This is a genomic window from Enterobacter sp. RHBSTW-00975, from assembly GCF_013615235.1.
GTDB classification, from domain to species: Bacteria; Pseudomonadota; Gammaproteobacteria; order Enterobacterales; family Enterobacteriaceae; genus Enterobacter; species Enterobacter ludwigii.
The window spans coordinates 2,284,771-2,310,040 of record NZ_CP055883.1 but is presented as its reverse complement, the minus strand read 5'-3'; the positions used below and the strand labels follow the sequence as shown (position 1 = coordinate 2,310,040).

Genomic DNA, 25,270 nt, shown 5'->3' with positions numbered 1-25,270 from the left:
CGATGATGATTGAATGGATTATCCGGCGCTCCGTCGCCAACCGTTTCCTGGTGATGATGGGCGCTTTGTTTCTCAGCGTCTGGGGAACATGGACTATCATCAATACCCCTGTGGATGCATTGCCCGATCTCTCTGATGTGCAGGTGATCATAAAAACCAGCTATCCCGGTCAGGCCCCGCAGATTGTTGAAAATCAGGTCACGTATCCGCTCACGACAACCATGCTGTCGGTACCCGGCGCAAAGACCGTGCGTGGTTTTTCCCAGTTTGGTGACTCCTATGTTTATGTCATTTTTGAAGACGGTACTGACCTCTACTGGGCCCGCTCACGCGTTCTGGAATACCTGAATCAGGTGCAGGGCAAATTGCCTGCCGGTGTAAGCTCAGAAATAGGACCAGATGCCACCGGTGTCGGCTGGATATTTGAATATGCCCTGGTGGATCACAGCGGAAAACACGATCTTGCAGAACTGCGTTCCCTTCAGGACTGGTTCCTGAAATTCGAACTGAAAACCATCCCTAACGTCGCGGAGGTTGCGTCAGTAGGCGGCGTGGTTAAGCAGTATCAGATTCAGGTTAACCCGTTGAAGCTGGCGCAGTACGGTGTCACGCTGCCCGACGTTAAACAGGCTCTCGAATCATCTAACCAGGAAGCAGGGGGATCATCCATTGAAATGGCGGAAGCGGAGTACATGGTCCGCGCCAGCGGTTACCTTCAGTCCATTGATGATTTCAATAATATCGTCCTGAAAACGGGCGAGAACGGCGTGCCGGTTTATCTGCGCGATGTGGCCCGCGTGCAAACGGGCCCGGAAATGCGGCGTGGCATTGCAGAACTTAACGGCCAGGGCGAAGTTGCTGGTGGCGTCGTGATCCTGCGCTCGGGGAAAAACGCACGTGAAGTTATTACCGCAGTGAAAGACAAACTGGAGACGCTGAAAGCCAGCCTGCCAGAGGGTGTCGAGGTGGTGACCACCTACGATCGCAGCCAGTTAATTGACCGCGCCATTGATAACCTGAGTAACAAACTCCTTGAAGAGTTTATCGTGGTGGCCATCGTCTGTGCGCTGTTCCTCTGGCATATCCGCTCTGCGCTGGTGGCGATCGTTTCTCTGCCGCTTGGCCTGTGCATTGCCTTTATCGTCATGCATTTCCAGGGGCTAAACGCCAATATTATGTCTCTGGGCGGGATTGCCATTGCCGTGGGGGCGATGGTGGATGCCGCCATTGTGATGATTGAAAATGCGCATAAACGGCTGGAAGAGTGGGATCATCAACACCCAGGGGAGCAGATAGACAACGCAACCCGCTGGAAGGTCATTACCGATGCGTCCGTTGAAGTGGGCCCGGCGCTGTTTATCAGCCTGCTGATCATCACCTTGTCGTTCATCCCCATTTTCACGCTTGAGGGACAGGAAGGGCGCCTGTTTGGGCCGCTGGCCTTCACGAAGACGTATGCCATGGCGGGCGCGGCCGCGCTGGCAATCATCGTCATTCCTATACTGATGGGGTTCTGGATCAGAGGGAAAATCCCCGCGGAGACCAGCAACCCGCTGAACCGACTGCTGATTAATGCCTATCATCCGTTATTGCTTCGCGTGCTCCACTGGCCGAAAACGACCTTGCTGATTGCGGCGTTAACTATTTTTACGGTCATATGGCCGCTGAGTCAGGTCGGGGGGGAATTTCTGCCAAAGATCAATGAGGGCGATCTGCTGTACATGCCTTCAACGTTACCTGGCGTATCGCCGGCAGAGGCTGCCGCGCTCTTGCAGACGACAGACAAATTAATCAAAACCGTCCCTGAAGTGGCGTCCGTATTTGGTAAGACCGGTAAGGCCGAAACGGCGACCGACTCCGCGCCACTGGAAATGGTCGAAACCACCCTTCAGCTCAAACCTGAAGATCAGTGGCGACCAGGAATGACGATTGACAAGATCGTTGATGAGCTGGATAAGACCGTGCGTTTGCCCGGCCTGGCTAACCTCTGGGTACCGCCGATCCGTAACCGTATAGATATGCTCTCCACCGGCATTAAAAGCCCAATCGGTATCAAGGTGTCTGGCACCGTTTTGTCTGATATTGATGCCACTGCACAACGTATCGAAGCGGTGGCTAAAACCGTGCCGGGCGTGGTTTCAGCACTGGCAGAACGTCTGGAAGGCGGACGCTACATCGATGTGGATATCAACCGGGAGAAAGCCTCCCGATACGGAATGACGGTGGGTGATGTGCAGCTGTTTGTCTCATCAGCCATCGGTGGCGCAACAACCGGCGAGACGGTTGAGGGCGTAGCCCGTTACCCGATCAATATCCGCTACCCTCAGGATTACCGAAACAGCCCACAGGCACTGAAACAGATGCCCATTCTGACGCCCATGAAACAGCAAATTACCCTGGGCGATGTCGCTGATATTCGTGTCGTTTCCGGACCTACCATGCTGAAAACGGAAAATGCCCGTCCTGCCAGCTGGATTTATATTGATGCCCGTGGCAGGGATATGGTGTCGGTTGTGAACGACATTAAAACCGCTATCAGCCAGCACGTAAAATTAAGACCGGGCACCAGTGTCTCTTTCTCCGGACAGTTTGAATTGCTGGAGCACGCCAATAAAAAACTGAAACTGATGGTGCCGATGACGGTAATGATCATATTCATTTTGTTATATCTGGCATTCCGTCGTGTTGATGAGGCACTGCTTATTCTGATGAGTCTGCCATTCGCCCTGGTCGGCGGAATTTGGTTCCTGTACTGGCAGGGCTTCCATATGTCCGTGGCGACCGGAACCGGCTTTATTGCCCTGGCCGGGGTGGCAGCAGAGTTTGGCGTGGTGATGCTGATGTACTTGCGTCATGCCATTGAAGCCCATCCGGCGCTTGCCCAGCGGGAAACCTTTACCGCGGAAGGGCTCGATGAAGCCCTTTATCAGGGGGCGGTACTCCGCGTGAGACCGAAAGCAATGACCGTAGCGGTTATCATTGCCGGTCTGTTGCCCATCCTCTGGGGAACCGGTGCGGGCTCAGAAGTCATGAGCCGGATAGCCGCGCCGATGATTGGAGGAATGATTACGGCTCCGCTGTTATCCCTGTTCATTATTCCGGCCGCCTACAAATTAATCTGGCTGCGAAGACATAAATAAACGCGCGACGATATTAAAAGGACACGCTGGAGTGTCCTTTTTTATGCGTATGGGGCAGGGGGTTATTCCCCGTATGGCCCAGTGACAGAAATGTCATCAGCCCGTCACGGGATAAACAGAGGTCGGTTTTTATAATCAATGATAATTCAGACGCCGATGCATTTATCTCTGACTTTTCATTCAGCGATATTGCAGAGCATGTAAACTTAGGAGATTCGACCGGCTTTGTTGAATAAATCAGATTTCGGGTAAGTCTCCCCCGTAGCGGGTTGTGTTTTCAGGCAATACGCACGCTTTCAGGCATACCTGCTTTCGTCATTTTGTTCAGCGCTCGTACCAGGGCCATAGCCTCCGCAACCTGACCATCGTAGTCACGCAGCGTCAGTGAACCCCCGAACAGCTGTTTTACCCGGTACATCGCCGTTTCCGCTATCGAGCGACGATTGTAATCTGTTGTCCATTTCCACCGCGCATTACTCCCGGTCATTCGCTGATTAGCCACTGCACGGTTACGGTCTGCATATTCACCGGGCCAGTAACCCGCACCTTTTCGGGGAGGGATAAGCGCGCTGATTTTCTTACGCCGCAGTTCATCGTGACATAGCCGGGTATCGTAAGCGCCATCGGCGGCGGCTGACCTGATTTTCCGGTGGGTTTGCCGGATTAACCCGGGGAAGGCCTCTGAGTCCGTAACGTTGTTCAGCGACAGGTCAGCGCAGATGATTTCATGTGTTTTACTGTCAACGGCGAGATGCAGCTTACGCCAGATACGGCGGCGTTCCTGGCCATGCTTTTTGACTTTCCACTCGCCTTCACCGAAGACCTTCAGCCCGGTGGAATCAATTACCAGGTGTGCGATTTCACCCCGGGTGGGCGTTTTGAAACTGACATTAACCGACTTTGCCCGCCTGCTGACACAGCTGTAATCCGGGCAGCGTAGCGGAACGTTCATCAGAGAAAAAATGGAATCAATAAAGCCCTGCGCAGCGCGCAGGGTCAGCCTGAATACGCGTTTAATGACCAGCACAGTCGTGATGGCAAGGTCAGAATAGCGCTGAGGTCTGCCTCGTGAAGAAGGTGTTGCTGACTCATACCAGGCCTGAATAGCTTCATCATCCAGCCAGAAAGTTATGGAGCCACGGTTGATGAGGGCTTTATTGTAGGTGGGCCAGTTGGTGATTTTGAACTTTTGCTTTGCCACGGAACGGTCTGCGTTGTCGGGAAGATGCGTGATCTGATCCTTCAACTCAGCAAAAGTTCGATTTATTCAACAAAGCCGATTCGACCATGAAAAAGATCCTGTTATCCATTGTCACCATTATGGCTGTCACCTCATCTGGCTGGGCAGCAGAAACGATCAACATGCACGACCAGGTTAATAACGCTCAGGCAACTGCGCATCAAACCATGGCTGAGATGCACAAGAAAATGCTCAAAGCTGGCCCCTGTAATACTACTCCCGAATCGGCAAAGTCTTTCTCCGCGATGAATGAGCATGAGAAGGCCGCCGTTGTGCATGAAACGGTGAACAATGGGCCGTCTTCTGTTATTCATCAGCAACAGGCAGAGAAACATCGCCGTATGAATCAGGCGAATTAACTGGCGCGTGGTGGATGTCACGGGTATACGCCCCTCGAGTGTGGGGCGTTTTCAGCATCTTTTAGAAGTTCTTCTAAGGATGCAGCCACCGCTGAGCAGTATCATGCCGATACGGAGAAGCGCTGCAGTTGGTTTGCAGACATGACCAGGCGAGGTTACAGCGCGCGAGAATATTCTTCTCTCTGGCTATCGTTCTTCGCCATATCCATCAATAATGCGATACCAATATAGTTACTCCAGTTAAAAGCATTTTGAAGCACGACTACCGCATTGCCTTTTTGTTTATCGAAACCGATAAAGCTTGAGTAGCCGCCAATATAGCCTACCTGATAAGTAATTTTTTCCAGACCGATAAAGTCGGTGGTCCAGGCAATACCCTGTACACCATCGGGGCGTTGAATATCGGTATTACTGACTTCAGCAAAGACGCTATCCAATAAGCGATTGTCGGTTGTCGCCACATGATAGCGGGCATACGCAGCCAGATCTTCGGCGTTACTGTATAAACTCGCTGCCGCTACCATGTTGTTGGAAAAATGCCAGTCGGGCGTCAGCTGACCGCGCGGGATGAATTTGGGCTGATCGCCAGCGTGGCCAAGCGCACGCTGCGGGTATCCCTTTAACGTCTGGGGAGTAAAACTACTGTTAGCCATTTGCAGCGGTTGAAAAATATAGCGCGAGGCTAAACTCTGAATATCTTCGCCGGTTTTGTGTTTCAGGATATAGCCGATCAGGGCATAGCCGGTATTAGAGTATTGCGGCATTTTATGCTGCGGTGCATGCCAGTTGGCTAAATAGCGCAATACGTTATCGCTATCCAGTTCGCCATAAAAGTTATCGCCACTGCTTAAATAGCTGATGAATTTTCCCAGCATCGGAACATCCATATTCTGACGGGGCAGGCCAGAGGTGTGGGTCACCAGTTCCAGTAGAGTAATTTTTTGTGCATCTGCGCTTAAGGGCGTACCCGGTGGCAGCAATGTCGCCAGGTTATCGTCCCAACTCAGCCTTCCTTCGTTCACCAGACAAGCCACCACTTCCGCCGTAATCCCTTTGCTGAGCGAACCGAGGGCAAACAAGGTATTGGACCCGATCGGGTAGCGATTGGCCGCATCGGTTACGCCCCAACTGTAAAACTGCGGAGAACCGTAATTATGGATCACCGCAACCGTCATCCCGGGAACGGATTTTTGCGCCATATAGTGACGGACCACGCTATCAACGTCGCCGTCCAGCGATTTATGGGTGAGGAGTTCCTGTGTTCCTGCCGGGGAGGACATTTGCGAGAGGGTGCCACAACCGCTCAATGACGGGATAACAAGCAGAAGCCAGCGAAAATGTTGAGTTATGTTCTGCATACCTGTCATGTGTGGTGGTCATTAGAGCGCCCGGAATGTATCACACCTGGCCTGCGTAAACGCCATTTTTCTACGCTTTAGCCGCCAGGGGCGATTTCTGCGGTTATCCCGCCTTTATTACGCAGAAATAGTGGTTTGACAGGAATAGACGTTTTACGGGTACTCATGTGCGCCGTTTGCTTTAGATAATCCCTAAAGTGCGGCGTCTGTCTGTGGAGTTGATAATCTTCCTCACTGGCGTAAATCTCATAAAAATACCAGCGGTGGGGATCATCTACGTCTGTCGCGGCATACATGGCAAGCACGCCTTTTTCTATGTTGAGCGACTGAGCCATTTCAGGAAGGACAATGTTTTTGAATTCGGTCTGATATTCCGGCTTCACCTCGACTACCACCAGATTATTGATGGTCCGCCCATCGGGTATGATGTGTTTGTCCCCTGTAAATTGCGGCACCAGTGTGATTTTCAGCTTCCGATCAATCATATCAGGTGCTTGAGTAACAAACGCTTTATATGGAGAGGCATCCAGATGTTTGCGGTAGGCCAACTCGCTTGCATAAAGCTCAACCATATATGCCTGACGCGCATTGTCACTGCGTTTCAGCGCGTACATCGCCAGCGTGCCCACTTCATGATCAACCGAAGCGGTGATTGTTTGCCTGGCAACCTCATCAAAATGCCTGTCCCGATCGGGTGTGATGCTTATCTCAACGATATTCATCACGGGCGTATCCTGTATGCCCTGACTTTCTGCAAAGGCAGGGCTGCTTATTAGCAGGAAAGTTAAAAACATGAGACTCTTTTTCATGATGATCCTTTTTCTAAACCAGAGACAGGCTACCGCGTCCAGACCTGCTTAACATCTTTGGTATGCGGCGTATTTTGCGCCATAACCCCCGTCAGAAGGTGGGGCTGATAGCATTCTTCCAGATAGCGGATCGCCTCCGGGCTCAGCTGCAGACTCACGGCGTTTACCGCACCTTCGACATGACGTTTTTGCGTGGCACCGACAATAGGTGAGGTGACCCTGGTCAGTAGCCAGGCGAGAGATATTTCCGTCATGGATACCTGATACTCTTCGGCAAGCTCGGCAACGCGTTCGATAATGATCCGATCTTGTTCTGCCGTCCGGTCATACTTCCCGCGGGCGTAGTCATCCTCGACGGCTCGCCGCGTGTGGCCTTCTTTGCGGGAGAGGCGGCCGCTTGCCAGCGCGCTATAGGGCGTCAACGCGATCCCATCCTCAGCGCATAAACCGAAGAGCTCACGTTCATCTTCACGCATAATCAGGTTGTAGTGACTCTGCATGGAAACAAAGGGCGTCAGCCCTTCGCGTTCTGCAAGCGCGTTCGCCTTAGCCAGCTGCCAGGCGTAGCAGTTTGAGATCCCTATAGCGCGCACTTTGCCGGCAGTAACGGCGGCATGCAGCGCTTCAAGCACCTCGGGAACGGGCGTGTTGTAATCCCAGATGTGGTAAATGTAGAGGTCTATGTAGTCCATACCCAGATTTTGCAGACTCAGATCCAGCGAGCGGGCTATTGCCTGTTTTCCGCTGATCCCCTCGGCATTTTGCGCGTGCGTCCGCGGCAGAAACTTTGTAGCCAGCACCACATCATCGCGCTTCGCCATATCACGCAACGCCCGGCCAACAAACCGTTCACTCGAACCGTTCTAGCAGAAAGTATAAGAGCCTCAATGTGAGAAGATAAGGCGACCATTGACTTAAGCATCTTTAGCCTGTACTTAATAATCAGGCGGTAATTGCTTAAGGAAAATGCTATGAATAACGCTCTTTATAATCAGATCCGCATCTTTCAGAGCATTGCACGTGAAGGAAATATCTCGGCAGCCGCGAGGAAACTTGAAATCACGCCGCCCTCCGTCAGCAATGCGCTTAAGTTGCTGGAAGAGCATATTGGTCATCCGCTTTTTGTGCGCACGACCCGGCGTATTGAGCTGACCGAAACCGGGCAACAGTTGCTGGAACAAACGGCCGCCGCGGTGGATTCGCTGGAAAAATCGCTGGAAAGCATTCGCGATCGGAATCAGGAACCCTCTGGTGTGGTAAGAATTACGCTCTCGCGTTTCGCCTATCTGTTAATTCTCAAGCCTGCAATGGCTGCGTTCTGTCAGCAATACCCAAGGATCCAACTGGAAATTTCGGTCTTCGACGGTACCGTGAATATTATCGAGGAGCGTTTTGACCTGGGGATTCGTTTTGGCGATATTCTGGAGGGTGGGGTGGTAGCACGGCCATTAATGAAACCGTTTCGTGAAGGGTTTTACGCATCCTCTGCCTATCTCGCTGAACAGGGTATGCCTGAGGTGCCGGCAGATCTCAGTCATCACCGATTGATTGGTTACCGTTTTATCACTAACAACCGCATCCTTCCGTTGATCCTGAACGATCGCGGAGAACAGTTAACCGTTGAGATGCCCGGACAGTTAATCAGCAACGATATTGACGTTATGGCAGACGGAATTCGTAACGGACTGGGAATTGGGCGCTTGTTCGAACCCATCTGGCGGTTACAGCCAGATCGGGAACAATTTGTACCTGTGATGGAGAGATTCTGGAAAACCTATCCGCCAGTGTATCTCTATTACCCGAAAAACGCGGGGAAAACGAAAAGGGTGAAAGCCCTGATTGATTTTCTGATCTCCGCGACCGAGCGATAAGGTTGCGCAGGCACAGGGCGAAGTCCCGCCAGTAGTGGCGGGAATGTGTTTAACGCTGCATGTTATTGCGTGTCTGGCGAATTTGCTGGCGCCATGCGCGATTATGAAGGGTAAATAGCAGCATCTTATAGAAGGAAGGAGATCGTATACAGAAACCGCTGAGCAGCAACATGACAACACTCACCAGTGCGGCTGTTAAATTGACGCCTGGCCAGATGGTGCCGCTCAGAGCCGCAAGCAGATAAATGACCGTCAGCAGAAGGCTTATGAATGCCAGAGAAAGATGTACCCGCACGGCGCGAATGCTGCCTTTACCCATCATAAACATCGTCAGACCGTTGATGCCGGCGAACAGAAGGGCAATCAGCACTACCCACACAAATACCTTTTCTGCCGGCTGATTGAGTGCGGCGAGTACGCCGTAGCCCAACCATAGCTGCGGAATAGCAAAACTGACAATCACCCCGAGGGTGCTGATTACCGCAGGGATGCCCATAGTATGTAGTCCCACGGGCTTACCCATCTGCTGGGCCAACTGCGTTTTCAGTTCTTGCAACTGTGAAGCGTTGGCATTATTTATACGTACCGCTATGTCATTACAGTGTTGTAGACGACGGGATAGCTCTTTAAGCATTTGAATACTCTACGCTTAATTTGGGGAAAATGACTGTAATAGTCCTACCACATAGCGCCCAGACTTGACTGTGTTCTGTGGATTTCGAATGGTGCCCGTAAGTGAACTACCAACAAATGCCGAGGCATTGGTTACCGCATTAACCAACTCACGCTGCAGTGATTTTTGCAATGATTCGCTGGGGAATCGTTTCGGATAAACACCTGCACGAATTGCAGCCTTAACTCCGGAACTGGAGATGCCAGGATTCTGAGCTTTGATGATTTCTTCTGTAATTCGTTTTCTCTCAGCACGACTAAGGCTCTGGAACCAAGTTATAACTTTACTTGAGGAAGCCGCTTTCATCAGCTTGTAAGTTTCTAATGTACCTTTCAGTGCCGTTCCAGCAGCAGCCAGCGAAATAACATCCAAGACTGTAGAAGTGGCAATATACCAGTCCTGGCTGTCCAGCCAGGCAACATCGGATCCGTGATCGTTATTAATAGCCAGCAGTCTGCCAGCTCCAATCATGCACTGCGCACCGGTCGCGAGTGCACCTGATAGACTAATTGCAGCTATTACCCCGGATCCTCCCGCAGTCATTGGTACTGCCGCACCGGCACCAAACGCCATGACCAACGTTACGATCATCGCACCACAGGCAAAACCAGTTGAGGTAATTTCAGTGGCCAGTGACGGCGCTGTGAGAGCAGCAACAACGGCTTTTTCTGCACTGTGTTGCTTGATATCCGGCACTTTACTTATCACCACATGGCTCACGGTGCTCTGATTAGCATCCGCGATACGGCGGGAAGGGCGTACAAGCCAGCGTTGTCTACCATCGTCAAAAATAATACCGACGTTGTAAAAATTTCGCATGCAGTCCAGCTGTTCAGCCAGTTTTTTAAAATCGATATCTGCACCTGTCTGATTACCGAGACTGCGAGAAAGGTCGTAACCAGGTAAAGTGTTGTCAGGTGAAGGTTGACCAGGGAGGTTCATCAGAGAACTCCTTCGTTCCATGAGGGCAAATGACGCTTTTGTGGACTGCCTGAATATTCAAACGGCAAGCAGAGTAATTTTATGATTTCGATGATAGCAGTGTTAAAACTTTGATCCAATATCTTGGGGCCAGCCAGAATAGGTAGGAATTAGAAAAGGGTAGGATTGCGTAATTAGCATTGCTCAGGAATGGATCATAATAATCAATTTAACATAATATACATTATGCGCACTTACATGGATTAAGGCAGAATCTGGCTTTTTGTGGTCATCCTTGTTCTGGTGTTTGACAGCCTCTAATGCACCTTATCTGCTCCGAATCCTCTAAACCTGCATAGCCATCTTCACTCACGCTGTTTATTCTCTGGCTTCTCTGCCGGCGCTGCATACCAGTTATCTTCCGTCACGACGACCGCGCCTTCTGGTTGCATCACAAAGTTTGGCGACATGATTTGTACATTAAACTCGTTAAAGACATCCTGAATATTGCTGTGCAGTTCATTGCGGGCCTCCGCCAGTGATTGCCCGGCACGCAGCTTCACCTGAAGTTCATAAGCAATATACCAGTCCATCAAACTCAATTGTCTTACCAGCGGCTGTTGTGACTGATCGATACATTTCGCCCGTCTGGCGGCAATCTCCAGCATGGCATGAACTTGCCGCCATGGCGTGTCGTATCCGATAGTGACACCTGTCGTCAGGTTTACGCCACCATCTGGATTTTGCGCGCTGAGATTAGTGATTTTGCCGCTAACTACGACAGCATTCGGTACGGTTACAACGTAATTCTCCCGCGTAATGATTTTCGTCGCGAGCATACCTATCTCGGTGACCAACCCTTCGTTATCCGCGACCCGAATGATGTCGCCTTTTCTCAAGGCTCGCGAGTAAATCAGTACCAGGCCACTCATGGCATGGTTCATCACCCCGGCAGATCCCAGGGTCAACATTAGCCCAAAGAATACACTGATACCTTTAAAGGCCAGTGAATTGGCCCCCGGTAAAAACGGGTATGCTGCAGACAGAGCAAATAACCACACCACCACAGAAATTAACTTCCGCGTCGCGCCGACGGTTTCAGGATGGATCCCTGGAAGGTGTAAACGCCCTGCTTCTACCTGATTTAACAAGACTTTAAGGAGTTTTAGAATGAAGGCTGTGATAAGAAAAATAATCAGGACGATCAAAATGCCCGGCATAGCCGAGACAATCGACAGTGCAATATCCCGCAGAACACGCATGGTCCAGTCACCCAGCGATGCCCCCCAAACGCGCGTCCAGGGAAACAGACTGAATGCCCAACTTAGCCAGATATAAAGCCCGAGAATACCCAAAATAATCATCAGCAAAGCATACAAACGAGTCTCAATCGCGCCGACAAACCTGCGCCAGCGTTGTGGAATGATACTGCGGTTCTCAAGAATGCGGCCTCGGTAAAAACGCCTTACTCCACGCCATGACCGCCAGGCACCGTACCAGAAAACAAACAGTGCCAGCAGCCCTGCGGCCGTTTTGCCTGCCGATAATGCCAGCCACCCGGCGTCATATTGATCGCGAAGTGCCGTACGTTGTGCCTCCATTCGGGTCAGCACACGTTGAGCAGCTTCATCAAGCGTCAGGTCGTCACCCTCATCGAGATCGGCTTGTGCCAGTAACATCACCGGCTTGCCGTTCATCACAATCAGTCTTCCCGGTTGGTTGTAACGGGTAACCGGAATAATTTTCAGGGGCTCCCGAACATCCTGTTGAGAGAAATTGCGCAGCGTATTACGAATGCGCAAAACTCGCTCTTCAGGCGTGGTCAGACCGAATTTTGCCTGCAGCATAACTATCGGCTGATGGAAAATATAAACCGTTCTGGCGCGCTCCCGATCTGTCGGCTCCTGGCGCGGCTCTGCGGCTACGCTGAGAAAGGAGATTACCGAGAGCAAGCATGACACTGTAACGAGCAGGATCCTCTTCATTTCCACCCCCTGAAACGCAAGATTATTGTTATTTTTCAATACGCCCAGAGAATGGCTGATCTCTGTTTTTTGAGCATAGACCAGCTCGACTCTTCTGCAACTGTCTTAAAAAAACCATAATGCACAATATTGCTTGAAATTGCACGAAATTGGCGATTAATATGAAGCCAGAAACAAAAGACGCACAAACGTGCAAACTCATGCATTTTTACTTACTGAGGTTGATATGACACAACAGTTGATTTTAATCGCCGGCCCCTATCGTAGCGGCACCGATGGCGTGCAGGCGCGCATTGATGAAAACCTTGCTCGTCTTGAAAATGCGGCGTTAGCCGTCTATCAACGTGGCCACGTTCCGGTTATTGGCGAATGGCTGGCCTTACCGTTGGCAAAAGCGGCTGGCTCGAAATCGATGGGTGATGAAATCAGTGAAGCAATGCTGTATCCCGTCGCGCACCGACTCATTGCGAAATGTGATGCTATCTACCGGATTGCCGGCGCGTCCAAAGGGGCCGATATGGACATTGAGGTGGCGCAAACGCTGGGGCTTAAGATTTACACTGCGCTTGAGGATATCCCTCAGGTTTGATGTTGCCTGCCAGCCTGTCGGCTTACCGACAGGCCGGATCATAAAGGCTTTTCGCGTGGGTTATGCCTTTTCCGGTTCAGAGGTCATCACCACGGAAACCCCCTTTTCTTTTACCGCGTTAATCCAGGCGCTATCGGTATCGTCTTCAACGACAATCGTGTTCACCAGCGACAGATCGCCAATCACAAAAGATGACGCGGTATTGATTTTTTCGGGGGAAGCCAGCACAACCGTTTCGGCGGCTCTGCCGGAAAATGCACGTTTGATACTCGCCTCTTCAAAATCACCGGTCGTCAGGCCCGCATCAGGATGGATGCCGGTCACTCCCATAAAGAACAGGTCCGCATGGATTTTTTCGATGCCTTCGATAGCAGCCGCGCCGACCGCAACAATAGAGTGTTTATACAGACGGCCACCGATCAGGATAACCTCAATGGAGGGATGTTCGACAAGTCCCAGCGCAATGCCAGGGCTGTGCGTGACCACGGTTATCTTCAAATCAGGAGGTAAAAACGTAATCAGCTCTGACGTGGTCGTGCCGCCGTCAATGATCACCACCTGGCCGTCAGAAATCAGCTGCGCACCTTTACGGGCGACATTTTTCTTGGCATCCATCTTTACCGATTTACGCTCAGCAAACGGGGCAATGGCCGAGGATGACGGCAGCGCCCCGCCGTGAACACGCTGTAAACGCCCTTCTGCCGCCAGCTCGCGTAAATCACGCCGAATGGTGTCTTCAGACACCGCGAAAAGCGTGCTGAGCGCTTTCGACTGGACCTGACCTTCAGCCTCGAGCTTTTCAAGGATCAATTGTTTTCGCTGCGTTGTGAGCATAAGGAATTCCTGATATTGCACGTTTAATCTTGAAACTGCACGATAATGCTGTTTATGATAATTACTCTACGTAAGGAGGAACAAACGTGCAATCAAAACGTGCAGATGTACGCATCATAGAAAGTGAAACACTGTCTGATAACTGGTACATCCTGAAAAAATTCACCATTGATCTGCAGCGACGCGATGGCGAATGGCAGCGGCAAAATCGCGAAGTTTACGACCGGGGAAACGGAGCCACCATCCTGCTTTATAACCGGGATAAAAAGACGGTGATCCTGACCCGCCAGTTCCGCTTCCCTGTCTTTATTAACGGGCACGAAGATGACCTTATTGAAGCTGCTGCGGGCTTGCTCGATAACATGGATCCGGAAAGCCGGATTAAAGCAGAAGCGGAAGAAGAGACCGGCTATAGCGTTTCCCGCGTTGAGAAAATTTTTGAAGCTTACATGAGCCCGGGCTCCGTCACTGAAAAACTCTATTTTTATCTCGCCGAATACCAGCCGAAAGACAGAACCAGTGAAGGCGGTGGACTCAAAGCGGAGGGTGAGGATATCGACGTACTGGAAATGACGCTTGAAGAGGCACTGCGCGGCATTGAAACGGGCAGGATTGTCGACGGGAAAACCATCATGCTGCTTTATCATGTTGCCCTGAAAGGCATTCTGTAATTGCCGCAGGACAGACACCTGCCGCAGTGCAGGTGTCTGCGTGTGCTATTCTTGCTGAAGCATGCACAACGGAGATGCAAAGATGGCTGACTGGAACCCTTCCCTGTACCTGCGATACGGAGCCGAACGTACGCGCCCCGCCGCTGAATTGCTCGCCAGAATTCCCCTGGATGACGTGTCATCCATCGTCGATCTGGGCTGCGGGCCTGGAAACAGTACGGCGCTGTTAAAACATCGCTGGCCTTCAGCGCACGTCACAGGGGTCGATAACTCACCTGCGATGCTCGACGAAGCCCGCAGCGCCTTACCGGATTGCCACTTTGTTGAGGCCGATATCCGCCAGTTTAAGCCCGGCCAGCCGCTGAGCCTGATTTACGCCAATGCCGCGTTGCAGTGGGTGCCTGACCACTACGATCTCCTGCCGCACCTGGTCTCTCTGCTCACGTTAAATGGCGTACTGGCCATTCAGATGCCTGACAACTGGCTTGAGCCCACTCATGTGGCGATGCGTGAAGTTGCCTGGGAGCAAGGCTATCCCGACCGGGGTCGTGAAGCCTTGCCCGGCGTGCATGCCTATTACGACATTTTGACAGACGCCGGTTGTGATGTGGATATCTGGCGGACAACCTATTTCCATAAAATGAGCTCACACCAGGCCATCATTGACTGGGTAAGCGCTACCGGTTTACGTCCGTGGCTGCAGGAGCTTAATGAGAGCGAGCAGAAACGTTTTCTCAAGCGCTACCATGAAATGCTGGAAGAGCAGTATCCGCTCCAGGAAAACGGGCAGATACTGCTGGCTTTTCCACGGTTGTTTATCATTGCTCAACGTCAGCCCTGAGCAACGTTATGAGCGGGCCTCTTTAAGCAGCTGCTGGATAACTTTTTCCTGTTCTTCATAGTTACCTTCACCAAAAGAGGTATAACGTAACTGCCCTTTGGCATCGAAATAATAATGTGCCGGCCAGTACTGGTTACCGAAGGCGTTCCAGATCTGGTAGTTATTATCCGTCACGACCCGATACGGCAGTTGCCATTTGTTCACCGCGTTTTTCACCGACGAGAGCGGTTTTTCCCACGGATATTCAGGCGTATGCACGCCGATGACCACCAGACCCTGGGACTGATATCGCGTGGCCCAGTCGCGGACATGCGGGAGCGTATGCTGGCAGTTGATGCAGTCCCAGGTCCAGAAATCAATCAGGACGACTTTACCCCGCAATGATTCAGACGTGACAGGGTCACCATTAATCCACCCGGTACCTCCACTTAACGAAGGCAACTGACTGCTGGGTTCGGTCATGACGACCGGCTGCAGTTTTACTGGCGCAGTGGCGGGCTTCGCCAGGGTCAACAGCGTGGTTTCAAGACTGTCTGCCACCCCATTTGCACCCTTCAGCACCGAGTTCATCCCCGTGGCGTTGAACGCCACAGCCGCTAACATCACCACGCCCGCCCCCTTGCGCAACCTTTCCATCAGCGCTGATTTGGCCCGCAGCGGTGCCATCAGTTTCCGACCGCCGGCCATAAGCAGGCCCAGCATAAGCGCACATCCGCTGCCATACGCCGCCAACAGCGCGCCGGTGGTGATGGCCGAATGACCCGCAATATTGATACTGAAAATAGCCCCAAGGATCGGTCCGGCACAGGGAGACCAGAGCAGACCGACGGCCAGTCCGGCCAGGAAAGCGGAAAACATTCCGCGCGTTTGTCCGCTGCGGGTATTGAGGATATTGCCCGCGCTGACCGCAGGCCCGGATATACGCTGGGCGAAGGACGGGAAAATTAAGGCCAGCGCGGCTGTAGCCAGAATAATGAGTGCCAGCCAGCGCCCTATTATCGTGGCATCCGTGATCCATTCACTGGCAACCGTGACAACCATCGCCACCACGGTAAACATCACGATCATCCCTGCCAGCAGAGCCAGGATATGTCTTCGCTGCCCCTGAAAACCGGCAAACAGAAGAGGTATCACCGGGAGCGTACATGGACTGAGCAGGCTTATCATCCCGCCCAGAAACGCGATTATCAAAAACATAAAAACCTCACATTACAGATGGCCTGCGACGCTGCAGTGAGGGTATTTCATCGTACGGATGTGTTTGGGATGTGTGCAAAAAGGGACGATTTGTCTGCTCTCGTATCGGTCACGCAACTGGATACAAAACCGTACAATCAGCGACGCGGCAGCGTTACCGTGACCTTCAGCCCGCCTTCAGGAAGGTTTGCCAGCCGCAGTTTCCCGTCAAGCTGCGCGGTCAGCTGTGCGGCAATCGCCAGCCCCAGGCCGGTTCCGCCGGTATCACGGTTACGCGATGTTTCTACCCGATAAAAAGGCTGTAATACCGCGTCGAGTTCAGCCTCGGGTATCCCCGGCCCGCCGTCCAGAATATGGATAGCAATGTGTCCGGCAGAAGAATCATCAATCTCAATAACGGCATAGCCACCAAACTTAAGCGCGTTATCCAGGAGGTTGGTCATCACCCGGCGAAGCGCCTGCGGCCGAGTCACTATCGGCAGGCGGGCGTCGTTTGCCTGAAGCTGCACGTTTTTACCAATGTCCTGATAATCACAGGCAATACTGTTTACCCAGGCATTGAGCTCCAGCTTTAGCGAGGTCTCTTCCAGGGATTCTGATGACCGGGCATAGGCAATCCCCTCCCGCACCAGACGGGTCATGTTATCGAGGTCGTTCAATAACTTGTCGCGTAACTCGGGTTGATCGGCCATCTCGACGCGCAATTTCATGCGCGTGATGGGCGTCTGCAGGTCGTGAGAAATGGATGCCAGGATCTGCGCGCGTTCGCGAAGATAGGATTGAATGCGCGCCTGCATCGCGTTAAAGGCATGCGCGGCTCTTTGCACTTCTACCGGCCCTTTCTCCGTCATTGGTGTGTTTGCCGCCGGGTCCAGCGCGTCAACCGCACGGGTAAACTGAGAAAAAGGCCGAATCACCTGACGCACGGCGATCCAGGCACAGGCCGCAAGCAGCAGCAGCTGCAATACCAGCACGACAGGTAACCAGCTGGCGACCGGCGGCATGCGTGGTGTCAGATCGATGGTCAACGGTGCCCCATCACGTAAGGTGAGATGCGCCTGAATATGGGAAATGGGACCGGGAACGGCGGTAAACGTGAGCGGGTAGTCAGCCGTAAGGGTCTCTTTTAGCGTTCGAATGGCATCGCGTGAACGCTTATCCTCAGGCGGTGCGCCCGGTTCTCCAGGCCCAAGAATATAGCGATAGTTACCGCGCTCCAGCCGCGGCAGCCAGGCCGCCCGCTCCTGGGCGGGAAGCCGGTCAAGAATGGCCACGCTAGTGGCTACATCGTTTTCCAGATTACCCAGCATTACGGTGCGGGCGCTGTGCATACGTTCAACCATCACCAGCGTCAGGCTGAGGGTATTGGCCAGTAAGAGTCCAGCCAGCACGATGACCAACAGCCGGGACAGCAACGAGCGTGGCCAAAGCGTCATTCATTGGCCTCTTTTATGGTCACCGGCATTGTAAAGACATAGCCTTCACTGCGCACGGTCTTGATATAGGCCGGCGTGCGGGCGTCTTCATTCAGACGCTGACGCACCCGGCTCACCAGCAGATCAATCGATCGTTCAAAAAGCTCGGCATCGCGCCCCTGGGTCAGATTTAGCAGTTGATCCCGGGTCAGGACGCGCTGAGGGTGATCGAGGAACACGCGCAGCAGACGATATTCCGCCCCGCTGAGCGCCACCACCATCCCTTCACTGTCGATTAAATGACGGGCCACGGTGTCCAGTTGCCATTCTCCGAACGTGACCAGTCGTCCGGCTTCCGTCACCTGTAAATTAGGGGGCATTGTGCGGAAACGACGTAAAATGGCTTTGATCCGCGCGAGTAACTCGCGTGCAACAAAAGGCTTCACGACATAATCGTCTGCCCCCATCTCCAGCCCCAGGATCCGGTCTGTTTCCTCGTTACGCGCCGTGAGCATCAGAATGGGCAAGTCTTTATGTTTACCGCTTCGGAGTTGACGGCACAGCGTTAATCCGTCATCGCCGGGCATCATGACATCCAGCACCACAAGATCGATATGCTGTTTATCAAGCACAACTCGCATCTCTTTGCCATTTGCCGCGCCAGAGGCGCGATATCCGGACTTAACGAGGTAATCGACAATCAGCTCACGAATATCCCTGTCGTCGTCGACGACAAGGATATGATCAATATGCTCCACAGAAATCTCCAGACTGAAGGGTAACGTATTGAAAATAGCACATTTCAGAGTTTATCTGCGTCCACAACTGCGTTGACGAAATCCTGCGGATCTTCCTGTGGTGGGTTGTGACCTACGGTTTTGCCAAAGGTACGGTGTTCATACTTGCCGGTGAACTTCCCGGCGTAGGCCTGTGGAGCAGGATGCGGCGCCCCGTTGTTTCCGCCTTCGATGGTGATCGTCGGGACGGTAATATTCGGAAGCGTTGCCAGTTTTTGCTCATAACTGTCGTATTTGCGCTCCCCTTTTTCCAGCCCTAAACGCCAGCGATAGTTACTGAGCGTCACCGCGACATGGTCCGGGTTATCAAGGGATTTGGCACTGGCGTTAAACGTTGCATCGCTAAATTTCCAGTCAGGTGATGCCTGCGACCAGATCAAACGGGCGAAGTCATGGGTGTTTTTGGCGTAGCCTTCAGCACCACGTTCGGTGGCGAAATAGAACTGATACCACCACTGAACTTCTGCTTTCGGCGGTAAGGGTTGTTTGCCAATCTGCTGGCTGCTGATCAGGTATCCACTGACGGAGACCAGCGATTTAACGCGTTCTGGCCACAGCGCCGCGACGATGTCCGCCGTACGGGCACCCCAGTCGTATCCTGCAAAAACGGCCTGCTTGATGTTCAGGGCATCCATCAGGTTCACAATGTCTTTCGCCATGGCCGAAGGCTGGCCGTTACGCGGCGTTTTGTCTGAGAGGAAACGGGTAGTTCCGTAGCCACGCAGAGAAGGCACAATCACCCGATATCCTTTGGCAGACAGCGCGGGAGCGACTTGCGCATAACTATGAATATCGTAGGGCCAGCCGTGTAATAAAATGATCGGTTGACCATTTTTCGGGCCGATGTCGACATAACCGACGTTAAGGTCGCCGGCGTTAATCTGCTGAGGATGATCAAACGCCGTCGCGAAATCAGTACCGGTTGCTTCGGCCTGACAGGACATGACGGTACCAAGAGAAACGGTTAACGCCAGAGTTGAGTATGCGAGTTTGCTGAACATGTTGTTATCTCCGATTGAGTACGATTCACGGGGATATAACAACATCGGTTTGTATAGCGGATATGTGCGAATGGGCCTTTATTGCAAGCCTGTGTATGTATCAGAGGCGTTGATACAATGTGATACAAACACAGGTCATTGCGTCTTAAAGCGAGACGCGATAACGAACGTAATCGTCGGCTTCGCCATATTGGTCGTAGAGTTTACGTGCCGGGTTGTTCTGCCGCGTGACCCAGTAAAGTTTCGACCACCCTTCGCGCTTGCCTTCGTCCATCAGGGCGTCAATGAGCGCTTTTCCGGTCCCTGCTCCCCGTTGGCTGGCAGCAACAAACAGGTCTTCCAGATAACAAACGGGCGCTGTCGACCAGGTTCCTTCGTGCAAAATACACATGGCGAAGCCGATGACGTTGCCGTCGCTTTCCGCAACCCGGCAAAACATCGATGATCGCTCGTCGAGCGCCCTTTGCCATGTCGCGGCTGTCACGGACTCATCGAGGACACAGTCATAAAAATGAGTGTAGCCGTCCCACAGCGGACGCCACTGGGAATAATCTTCTGCGCGTAAAGCTCTTACCGTAACAGCCATATATTCCTCATATTACAAATCGAAAGCCTTTTAAAAGCAGTTATTGGTAGTAAAGAAGTCCAGCACACCGAAAAAGAATGTGATAGAGATGAAAATACCAGAAGGTGAACAAAAACATAACGCTTAAACAGGGAGAACCACGGATGACAATACCGACGCTAACGACAGACCGCCTGTTACTCATTCCCCTGGTCGCGGAAGATGCCGTCCAGATACAGCAGCTTTATCCACGCTGGGAAATCGTTCGCTATATGGTCTCCTCAGTGCCCTGGCCCTACCCGGATAACGGCGCGGAGTATTATGTTAATAACGTTGCGCTGCCGGATATGGAAAAAGGCATTGCCTGGTTCTGGAGTATTCGACGTCGCGAGGCGCCGGATGAGCTGATGGGGATTATCTGCCTGTACGATGTTGAAGATAATAACCGTGGGTTCTGGCTGGCGCCGGAGTTTCAGGGTAAGGGATACATGCGTGAGGCCAGTATTGCGGCGACGGATTATTGGTTTAACACCCTGAACAAGCCGGTGTTGCGTGCGCCAAAAGCGGCTGCTAACAGCCGCTCCCGTCGTATTTCAGACAGTAGCGGCATGCGGCTTATCAGGACAGAAAAGAAAGCGTACGTCAGCGGCATACTGGACTCCGAACTGTGGGAAATCACCCGTGACGAATGGAATGCCCGTCAGGTCAGTTGATAATATTTATCCGGTAACAGTCTTTCGGGGATCTCTTCTTCATCGTTCATCTGCAACAGGTCACGTTCCATCATGTTGCAGATGGCGTCCAGCGGCAGGTCGTTATCTTCGGTACCAAACGGGTCTTCCAGCTCTTCCGCCAGCGTATCCAGCGAGATAAAGGTGTAAGAAATCAGCGCTGACACAAAAGGCGTCATGTAGTGCAGATCGACGACCAGCGCGAACGGCAGCATGATGCAGAACAGATACACCGTACGATGAAGGATCAGCGTGTAAGCAAACGGTACGGGTGTCGTCAAAATACGCTCGCAACCCGACAGGACGATGGACATGTCGTTCAGCCGGTTGTTGAGACTGTGGAACAGGATATCTGAGAGCTCGCCATTGCGACGCCTGACGGCAAGCCACTCCCCCATGATCAGTAAAATACGGTTCGCCGGCGAGTTGGCGTTCATCACCTTGCGTAAATCATCTTCCGGAAGATAACGGGAAAGTTGTTCGGCGTTCGTTTCCCGGCGCAGGGTCATGCGCAAACAGTTGGCAAAGGCAATCTGCAGGCGGACAAACTCGCCAAGATGTTTATCGTCCGGCAAGGTGTTTTTTACCTCGCGAAACAGAGAGCGTGCCGCTATCATCAGTTGCCCCCAAAGCTGGCGCGCCTCAACGTAGCGGGAATAGCAGGCGTTGTTTCGGAAACCGAGAAAGATAGCGATCGCCACACCGAGAATGCTAAAGGGCGCAACGGTAAATTTGATGCCAAGGGACGTGTACCACGGCAGCATCAGGATCACGGCGATAGAAAGCAGGAAGTTGAGTAGCAAGCGGGTATAGATTTTTGGCAGTACCGAGCCATGCCAGACAAAGATGAGTTGTAACCAGTGCTGTTTAGGACGAACAATCATAGTGAGTTTCAGGAAAGAAAAAGAGCGTGGCTATTAAACGTGATCCCCCTCACGGTTGCAAGCATGTTAATAAAACATTGAATTTTCTGACCTCGCTAGCCTAAACCGCACGGTGCCAAAGGTGTTTTTTAAAAACAGAGCAAATAGTATGTTGTAACTAATAAGGTCCCCATTAAAACCCGGCCGAAGCCGGGCAACGGTGTTAGCAGAGCGGTTTAACCGCCGCACGCATTCCTTGAAGCAGAATAGCATCCAGATCCCGCGTAGCCTGCTCGACCAGGCCGTTAACCTGCGTAAGATCTTGCTCCCAGTGTTCGCTCACGCTCAGTACCGATTTTACCAGTTGGCGGGTAGTGATCTGGCGATCGTGATGCTGTGTCCACAGCTGCTGGAAACGCGCCAGCCAGTGCGCGTCGTCCTGAACCGGGTAACTTTCCCCGTTACGCTCCCCGCGATAAAACGCAATCAGTGCCGCTAAAGCAAACGTCAGTCGCGCAGGCAATGACCCGGTTGCTTGCTGCCCTGCCAGCAGCTGCGGCAGAATGCGGGTGCGGAACTTGGTCATCCCGTTGAGGGCAATCGACAGCAGCTGATGCCGGATGTAAGGGTTACGGAAACGACCCGTTACCGCACTGGCGAACGATTCCAGCTCATCACGCGGCAAATCCAGTACCGGAATAATTTCCTCATAGATAGCTTTTTCGACAAAAGCGCACACGTCAGCATCGTTCATCGCCTCGCCTACCGTGTCCAGCCCGGCCTGGAAGGCTACCGGTACCAGCGCCGTGTGCGCACCGTTCAGAATGGCGACTTTACGCTCTTTGTAAGGCCGGATGTCATCCACGATCAATACGTTGAGCGGGAACTTATCAAGACGCAGTTCGCTGGCAAGGGAGTCAGGGCCCTGAATCACAAACAGATAGAAGTGTTCGGCGGTATCCAGGAACCCGTCCTGATAACCCAGTTCAGCCTGCAGGGCGGCCACTTCGTCACGCGGGTAACCCGTTACAATGCGGTCAACCAGGGTCGAGCAGAAGCAGTTGGCATCGTTCAACCATTCAGTAAAGGCCGTCGGCAGCGCCCAATCCTGCGCGTAGCGCAGCACCAGTTCCCGCAGCGCATCCCCGTTGTAGTCAATCAGTTCACACGGAATGATGACCCAGCCTTTGTCTGGCGCACCGTTAAAATGACTGAAACGCTCGAAGAGCAATCGCGTCAGTTTCGCCGGGTAGCTGACGGCAGGCGCATCTTCAAAGGTGTCGCCCGCGTGATAACCGATCCCGGCTTCCGTGGTATTCGAGAACACAAAGCGCATCTCCGGGTTATGAGCCAGCCTGAGGAACGCATCGTATTCGTTATAAACGTTGATTTCGCGGTTAACGGAACGGATAAGACGTGCATCGCTCACCGCGTCGCCCTTTTCGTTCAGGCCGCGAATGATCGTGGTATACAGTCCATCCTGCGTATTCAGCGACGGCGGAAAATCACTTTGAATGGGACGAACGACCACCACACCGGCGTTGAGATCGGTATGTTCGTTTAACAGGTCGATTTGCCAGTCGATAAACGCCCGCAGGAAATTGCCTTCACCAAACTGAATGATACGTTCCGGATAGTGTGGACCGGGAAAATCATGACGGTTAAGTGTGTTCACAATGGGTTCCTTTTATAATTAGTCATACAGCCTGATAAGATTGGTACGATAACTTATCAAAACTTTACGACCGGGAACCCTGTTTTGATCAATTCATGATGGAGTTGTGAAAAATAATTATAAGAACTTATAGAACACGGAGGTGGCGGTCATCGCGCCATCCGGCATCAATGCATAGCGCGGAATCTCCCCCACTTTTTGCCAGCCAGCACGCTGGTAGAACGTCTCGGCACCGCTGCCGGTGGACGTATCCAGTACCAGGACCGAAATGCCTCTGGCTCTGGCCTGTACTTCAAGTTCTTCCATCAGGGCCATTGCCGCCCCTTTACGGCGCGCTTTTTCATGGACCAGCAGTTTTGCCACATCCGCGCGATGCGGCTGATTCTCCGGCTGATCGGTGATCAACTGTACCGTGCCGATAACACCGTCCTGCGGATCGATACTGGCCAGCACAAGACGTTCATTGCGTCCCACGCTCTCAGCAATACCGCGCCAGAAAGCACGTGCTTTTTCCGGGCTAAAGGGCAACATAAAACTGACGGATGCGCCGCCGTTAACGCAGTTTTCGAGGATCGCGGACAACGCATCAAGGTGGGTGAGGATCTCTTCCCGGGTGAGGTTTTTGATGTGCAGTGAGGTATTCATTGTTTTTCCTTACGTTGAATACCGTCACTGTGCAATTAACATCTTATTAACGCAAACGGATCGATCATAGGCTTTTGTTATGTCATCTTTCGCGGTGGCGTTGCTGCTTCATGGCATACATCTTTTCATCGGCCTCTTTTAGCCACTGTTGCAGGTCATGGCCATTGTGGTCGAATTCACTGAGTCCCCACGAGAACAGAAGCGACCACGGATGCAGTTTGCGGGCATTATAATTTTCGACCTGCTCGGCCAGATACTGCATCGCAATCCAGGCCCCCTGCTCATCCGTATCGGCGAACAGCACGGCAAACTCATCCCCGCCAAAGCGAACCAGCAGATCCGCCTCACGGAAGGAGGAACGCATCAGTTGCGCCATCACGTTCAGCGCCTTATCCCCTTCCTCGTGACCGTAGCGATCGTTTATCTCCTTAAAACGATCCAGATCCAGCCAGCCGAGGGTTAACGGCTCTGCACGGCGTCGGGCGACGGACAGGGTAAACCGGACGAGCTGATTAAAGCCCCGACGGTTGAATAAGCCCGTCAGTTCATCGGTAGTCGCCGCACTGACGGCGGCAAATTCATCTTCTGCCAGCGCGCCCAGGTCTCCCAGTACGGCAAGATCGGCCGCCGTAAACTCGCGCGGAGAATAATCAATCAGGCAAAGCGATCCGACGCTCGCGCCGTCGCGCAGACGCAGCGGGAAACCAGCGTAGAAACGAACGCCGGGCTCACCGGCCACCAGCGGATTATCGGCAAAGCGGTCATCCTGACGCATGTCCCCCACCACCAGCGGCGCTTCGCTGAGGATCGTATGGCCACAAAATGAGATATTGCGCGGGACAGAGTCCGGTGCCTGGCCATCAGCCGACTTCACGATCAGCGAATGCTCATCGATAAGATTGACCATCGCCAGCGGCACCTGGAAAAAGCGTTTTGCCAGACGCGTCAGGCGGTCAAAGGCCGGCGAACTGTCGATTTCAAGCAGGCCTGATTCGCGCAGCGAGTTCAGACGTTCCGTTTCATTTTCAGGGGTTGCAGGTGTTTTCATAACGTCTCCTGACGCAAGCTTTACTAAAAGCGTAGCTTAAAC

Annotated in this window: 23 protein-coding genes and 1 pseudogene; 7 read left to right on the top strand and 17 right to left on the bottom strand. The window is 52.6% G+C overall.

The features are described 5' to 3' along the window. The first annotated feature begins 5 nt into the window (after window positions 1-5). Window positions 6-3,140, top strand: a complete 3,135-nt coding sequence (silA, locus tag HV340_RS11115; RefSeq protein WP_063924940.1) for a Cu(+)/Ag(+) efflux RND transporter permease subunit SilA — start codon at window positions 6-8, stop codon at window positions 3,138-3,140. 277 nt (window positions 3,141-3,417) lie between these two features. Here silA and HV340_RS11110 read toward each other — a convergent pair whose 3' ends face one another. Further along, window positions 3,418-4,341: an IS5-like element IS903B family transposase gene (locus tag HV340_RS11110; protein WP_001118619.1), complete on the bottom strand. Its 924-nt coding sequence runs from the start codon at window positions 4,339-4,341 to the stop codon at window positions 3,418-3,420. A gap of 86 nt (window positions 4,342-4,427) precedes the next feature. On the opposite strand from HV340_RS11110, the gene HV340_RS11105 reads away from it, so the two are divergent. Next, on the top strand, window positions 4,428-4,739 hold the full coding sequence (locus HV340_RS11105) for a hypothetical protein (RefSeq protein WP_059306304.1): 312 nt from the start codon (window positions 4,428-4,430) through the stop codon (window positions 4,737-4,739). Window positions 4,740-4,894: 155 nt separating this feature from the next. Here the strand turns inward: HV340_RS11105 and HV340_RS11100 are convergent, their stop codons facing one another. The 3 genes and pseudogenes from HV340_RS11100 to HV340_RS11090 form a co-directional block, all read right to left on the bottom strand. After that, the gene (locus tag HV340_RS11100) at window positions 4,895-6,097 is read right to left on the bottom strand and encodes a serine hydrolase domain-containing protein (protein WP_080472772.1); all 1,203 of its coding nucleotides are present in this window, start codon (window positions 6,095-6,097) and stop codon (window positions 4,895-4,897) included. Window positions 6,098-6,174: 77 nt separating this feature from the next. After that, on the bottom strand, window positions 6,175-6,906 hold the full coding sequence (locus tag HV340_RS11095; protein ID WP_059306302.1) for an antibiotic biosynthesis monooxygenase: 732 nt from the start codon (window positions 6,904-6,906) through the stop codon (window positions 6,175-6,177). 29 nt (window positions 6,907-6,935) lie between these two features. After that, window positions 6,936-7,769: pseudogene (locus HV340_RS11090) on the bottom strand (aldo/keto reductase); the annotation flags it as partial. Between the two features lie 108 nt (window positions 7,770-7,877). Between HV340_RS11090 and HV340_RS11085 the strand changes: the two are divergent. Next, window positions 7,878-8,777 (top strand): LysR family transcriptional regulator, encoded by a 900-nt coding sequence (locus HV340_RS11085; protein ID WP_059306301.1) that lies wholly within the window; start codon window positions 7,878-7,880, stop codon window positions 8,775-8,777. Window positions 8,778-8,826: 49 nt separating this feature from the next. Here the strand turns inward: HV340_RS11085 and HV340_RS11080 are convergent, their stop codons facing one another. The 3 genes from HV340_RS11080 to HV340_RS11070 all read right to left on the bottom strand — a co-directional run bounded on the left by HV340_RS11080 (window position 8,827) and on the right by HV340_RS11070 (window position 12,356). Beyond that, a complete protein-coding gene (locus tag HV340_RS11080) occupies window positions 8,827-9,288 on the bottom strand; it encodes a hypothetical protein (protein ID WP_230074987.1) in 462 nt (153 codons plus the stop codon). A gap of 138 nt (window positions 9,289-9,426) precedes the next feature. Next, window positions 9,427-10,392 (bottom strand): hypothetical protein, encoded by a 966-nt coding sequence (locus tag HV340_RS11075; RefSeq protein ID WP_063924941.1) that lies wholly within the window; start codon window positions 10,390-10,392, stop codon window positions 9,427-9,429. Window positions 10,393-10,736: 344 nt separating this feature from the next. After that, window positions 10,737-12,356, bottom strand: coding sequence for a mechanosensitive ion channel domain-containing protein (locus HV340_RS11070; protein WP_040017485.1), 1,620 nt, complete (start codon window positions 12,354-12,356; stop codon window positions 10,737-10,739). A gap of 226 nt (window positions 12,357-12,582) precedes the next feature. Here HV340_RS11070 and HV340_RS11065 point away from each other — a divergent pair, with 226 nt between their 5' ends. Further along, window positions 12,583-12,945, top strand: coding sequence for a DUF4406 domain-containing protein (locus tag HV340_RS11065; protein WP_020884136.1), 363 nt, complete (start codon window positions 12,583-12,585; stop codon window positions 12,943-12,945). A gap of 60 nt (window positions 12,946-13,005) precedes the next feature. On the opposite strand, the gene HV340_RS11060 is transcribed toward HV340_RS11065, so the two are convergent. Next, on the bottom strand, window positions 13,006-13,779 hold the full coding sequence (locus HV340_RS11060) for a DeoR/GlpR family DNA-binding transcription regulator (protein WP_020884137.1): 774 nt from the start codon (window positions 13,777-13,779) through the stop codon (window positions 13,006-13,008). 86 nt (window positions 13,780-13,865) lie between these two features. On the opposite strand from HV340_RS11060, the gene HV340_RS11055 reads away from it, so the two are divergent. Then, window positions 13,866-14,450, top strand: a complete 585-nt coding sequence (locus HV340_RS11055; RefSeq protein WP_063924942.1) for an NUDIX domain-containing protein — start codon at window positions 13,866-13,868, stop codon at window positions 14,448-14,450. 82 nt (window positions 14,451-14,532) lie between these two features. Next, entirely contained in the window at window positions 14,533-15,291 is a 759-nt protein-coding gene (gene tam / locus HV340_RS11050) for a trans-aconitate 2-methyltransferase (protein ID WP_104439986.1), read from the top strand. Window positions 15,292-15,297: 6 nt separating this feature from the next. Here the strand turns inward: tam and HV340_RS11045 are convergent, their stop codons facing one another. The 5 genes from HV340_RS11045 to HV340_RS11025 all read right to left on the bottom strand — a co-directional run bounded on the left by HV340_RS11045 (window position 15,298) and on the right by HV340_RS11025 (window position 20,287). Continuing rightward, on the bottom strand, window positions 15,298-16,488 hold the full coding sequence (locus tag HV340_RS11045; protein ID WP_063924944.1) for a cytochrome c biogenesis protein/redoxin: 1,191 nt from the start codon (window positions 16,486-16,488) through the stop codon (window positions 15,298-15,300). A gap of 137 nt (window positions 16,489-16,625) precedes the next feature. After that, window positions 16,626-17,924, bottom strand: coding sequence for an ATP-binding protein (locus HV340_RS11040; RefSeq protein ID WP_063924945.1), 1,299 nt, complete (start codon window positions 17,922-17,924; stop codon window positions 16,626-16,628). Beyond that, entirely contained in the window at window positions 17,921-18,661 is a 741-nt protein-coding gene (locus tag HV340_RS11035; RefSeq protein WP_025204193.1) for a response regulator, read from the bottom strand. The genes HV340_RS11040 and HV340_RS11035 overlap by 4 nt, the downstream gene beginning before the upstream one ends. Window positions 18,662-18,705: 44 nt before the next feature. After that, window positions 18,706-19,701, bottom strand: coding sequence for an alpha/beta hydrolase (locus HV340_RS11030; RefSeq protein ID WP_181216532.1), 996 nt, complete (start codon window positions 19,699-19,701; stop codon window positions 18,706-18,708). Between the two features lie 145 nt (window positions 19,702-19,846). Further along, a complete protein-coding gene (locus HV340_RS11025; RefSeq protein WP_014170062.1) occupies window positions 19,847-20,287 on the bottom strand; it encodes a GNAT family N-acetyltransferase in 441 nt (146 codons plus the stop codon). A gap of 143 nt (window positions 20,288-20,430) precedes the next feature. Here HV340_RS11025 and HV340_RS11020 point away from each other — a divergent pair, with 143 nt between their 5' ends. Next, window positions 20,431-20,979 carry a GNAT family N-acetyltransferase gene (locus HV340_RS11020; protein WP_181216531.1) on the top strand — a complete coding sequence of 183 codons (549 nt, stop codon included), beginning with the start codon at window positions 20,431-20,433 and terminating at the stop codon, window positions 20,977-20,979. Here the strand turns inward: HV340_RS11020 and HV340_RS11015 are convergent. From HV340_RS11015 to HV340_RS11000, 4 genes are all read right to left on the bottom strand, one after another. Next, on the bottom strand, window positions 20,967-21,881 hold the full coding sequence (locus tag HV340_RS11015; RefSeq protein ID WP_014170060.1) for a bestrophin family protein: 915 nt from the start codon (window positions 21,879-21,881) through the stop codon (window positions 20,967-20,969). The two genes, HV340_RS11020 and HV340_RS11015, sit on opposite strands and share 13 nt — an antisense overlap. A 202-nt stretch (window positions 21,882-22,083) precedes the next feature. Next, window positions 22,084-23,535, bottom strand: coding sequence for a tagaturonate reductase (locus tag HV340_RS11010; RefSeq protein WP_181216530.1), 1,452 nt, complete (start codon window positions 23,533-23,535; stop codon window positions 22,084-22,086). A gap of 117 nt (window positions 23,536-23,652) precedes the next feature. Further along, the gene (locus HV340_RS11005; protein ID WP_020884147.1) at window positions 23,653-24,180 is read right to left on the bottom strand and encodes a GNAT family N-acetyltransferase; all 528 of its coding nucleotides are present in this window, start codon (window positions 24,178-24,180) and stop codon (window positions 23,653-23,655) included. Window positions 24,181-24,262: 82 nt separating this feature from the next. Continuing rightward, entirely contained in the window at window positions 24,263-25,228 is a 966-nt protein-coding gene (locus HV340_RS11000) for a sensor domain-containing diguanylate cyclase (protein ID WP_014170057.1), read from the bottom strand. Window positions 25,229-25,270: the final 42 nt, after the last annotated feature.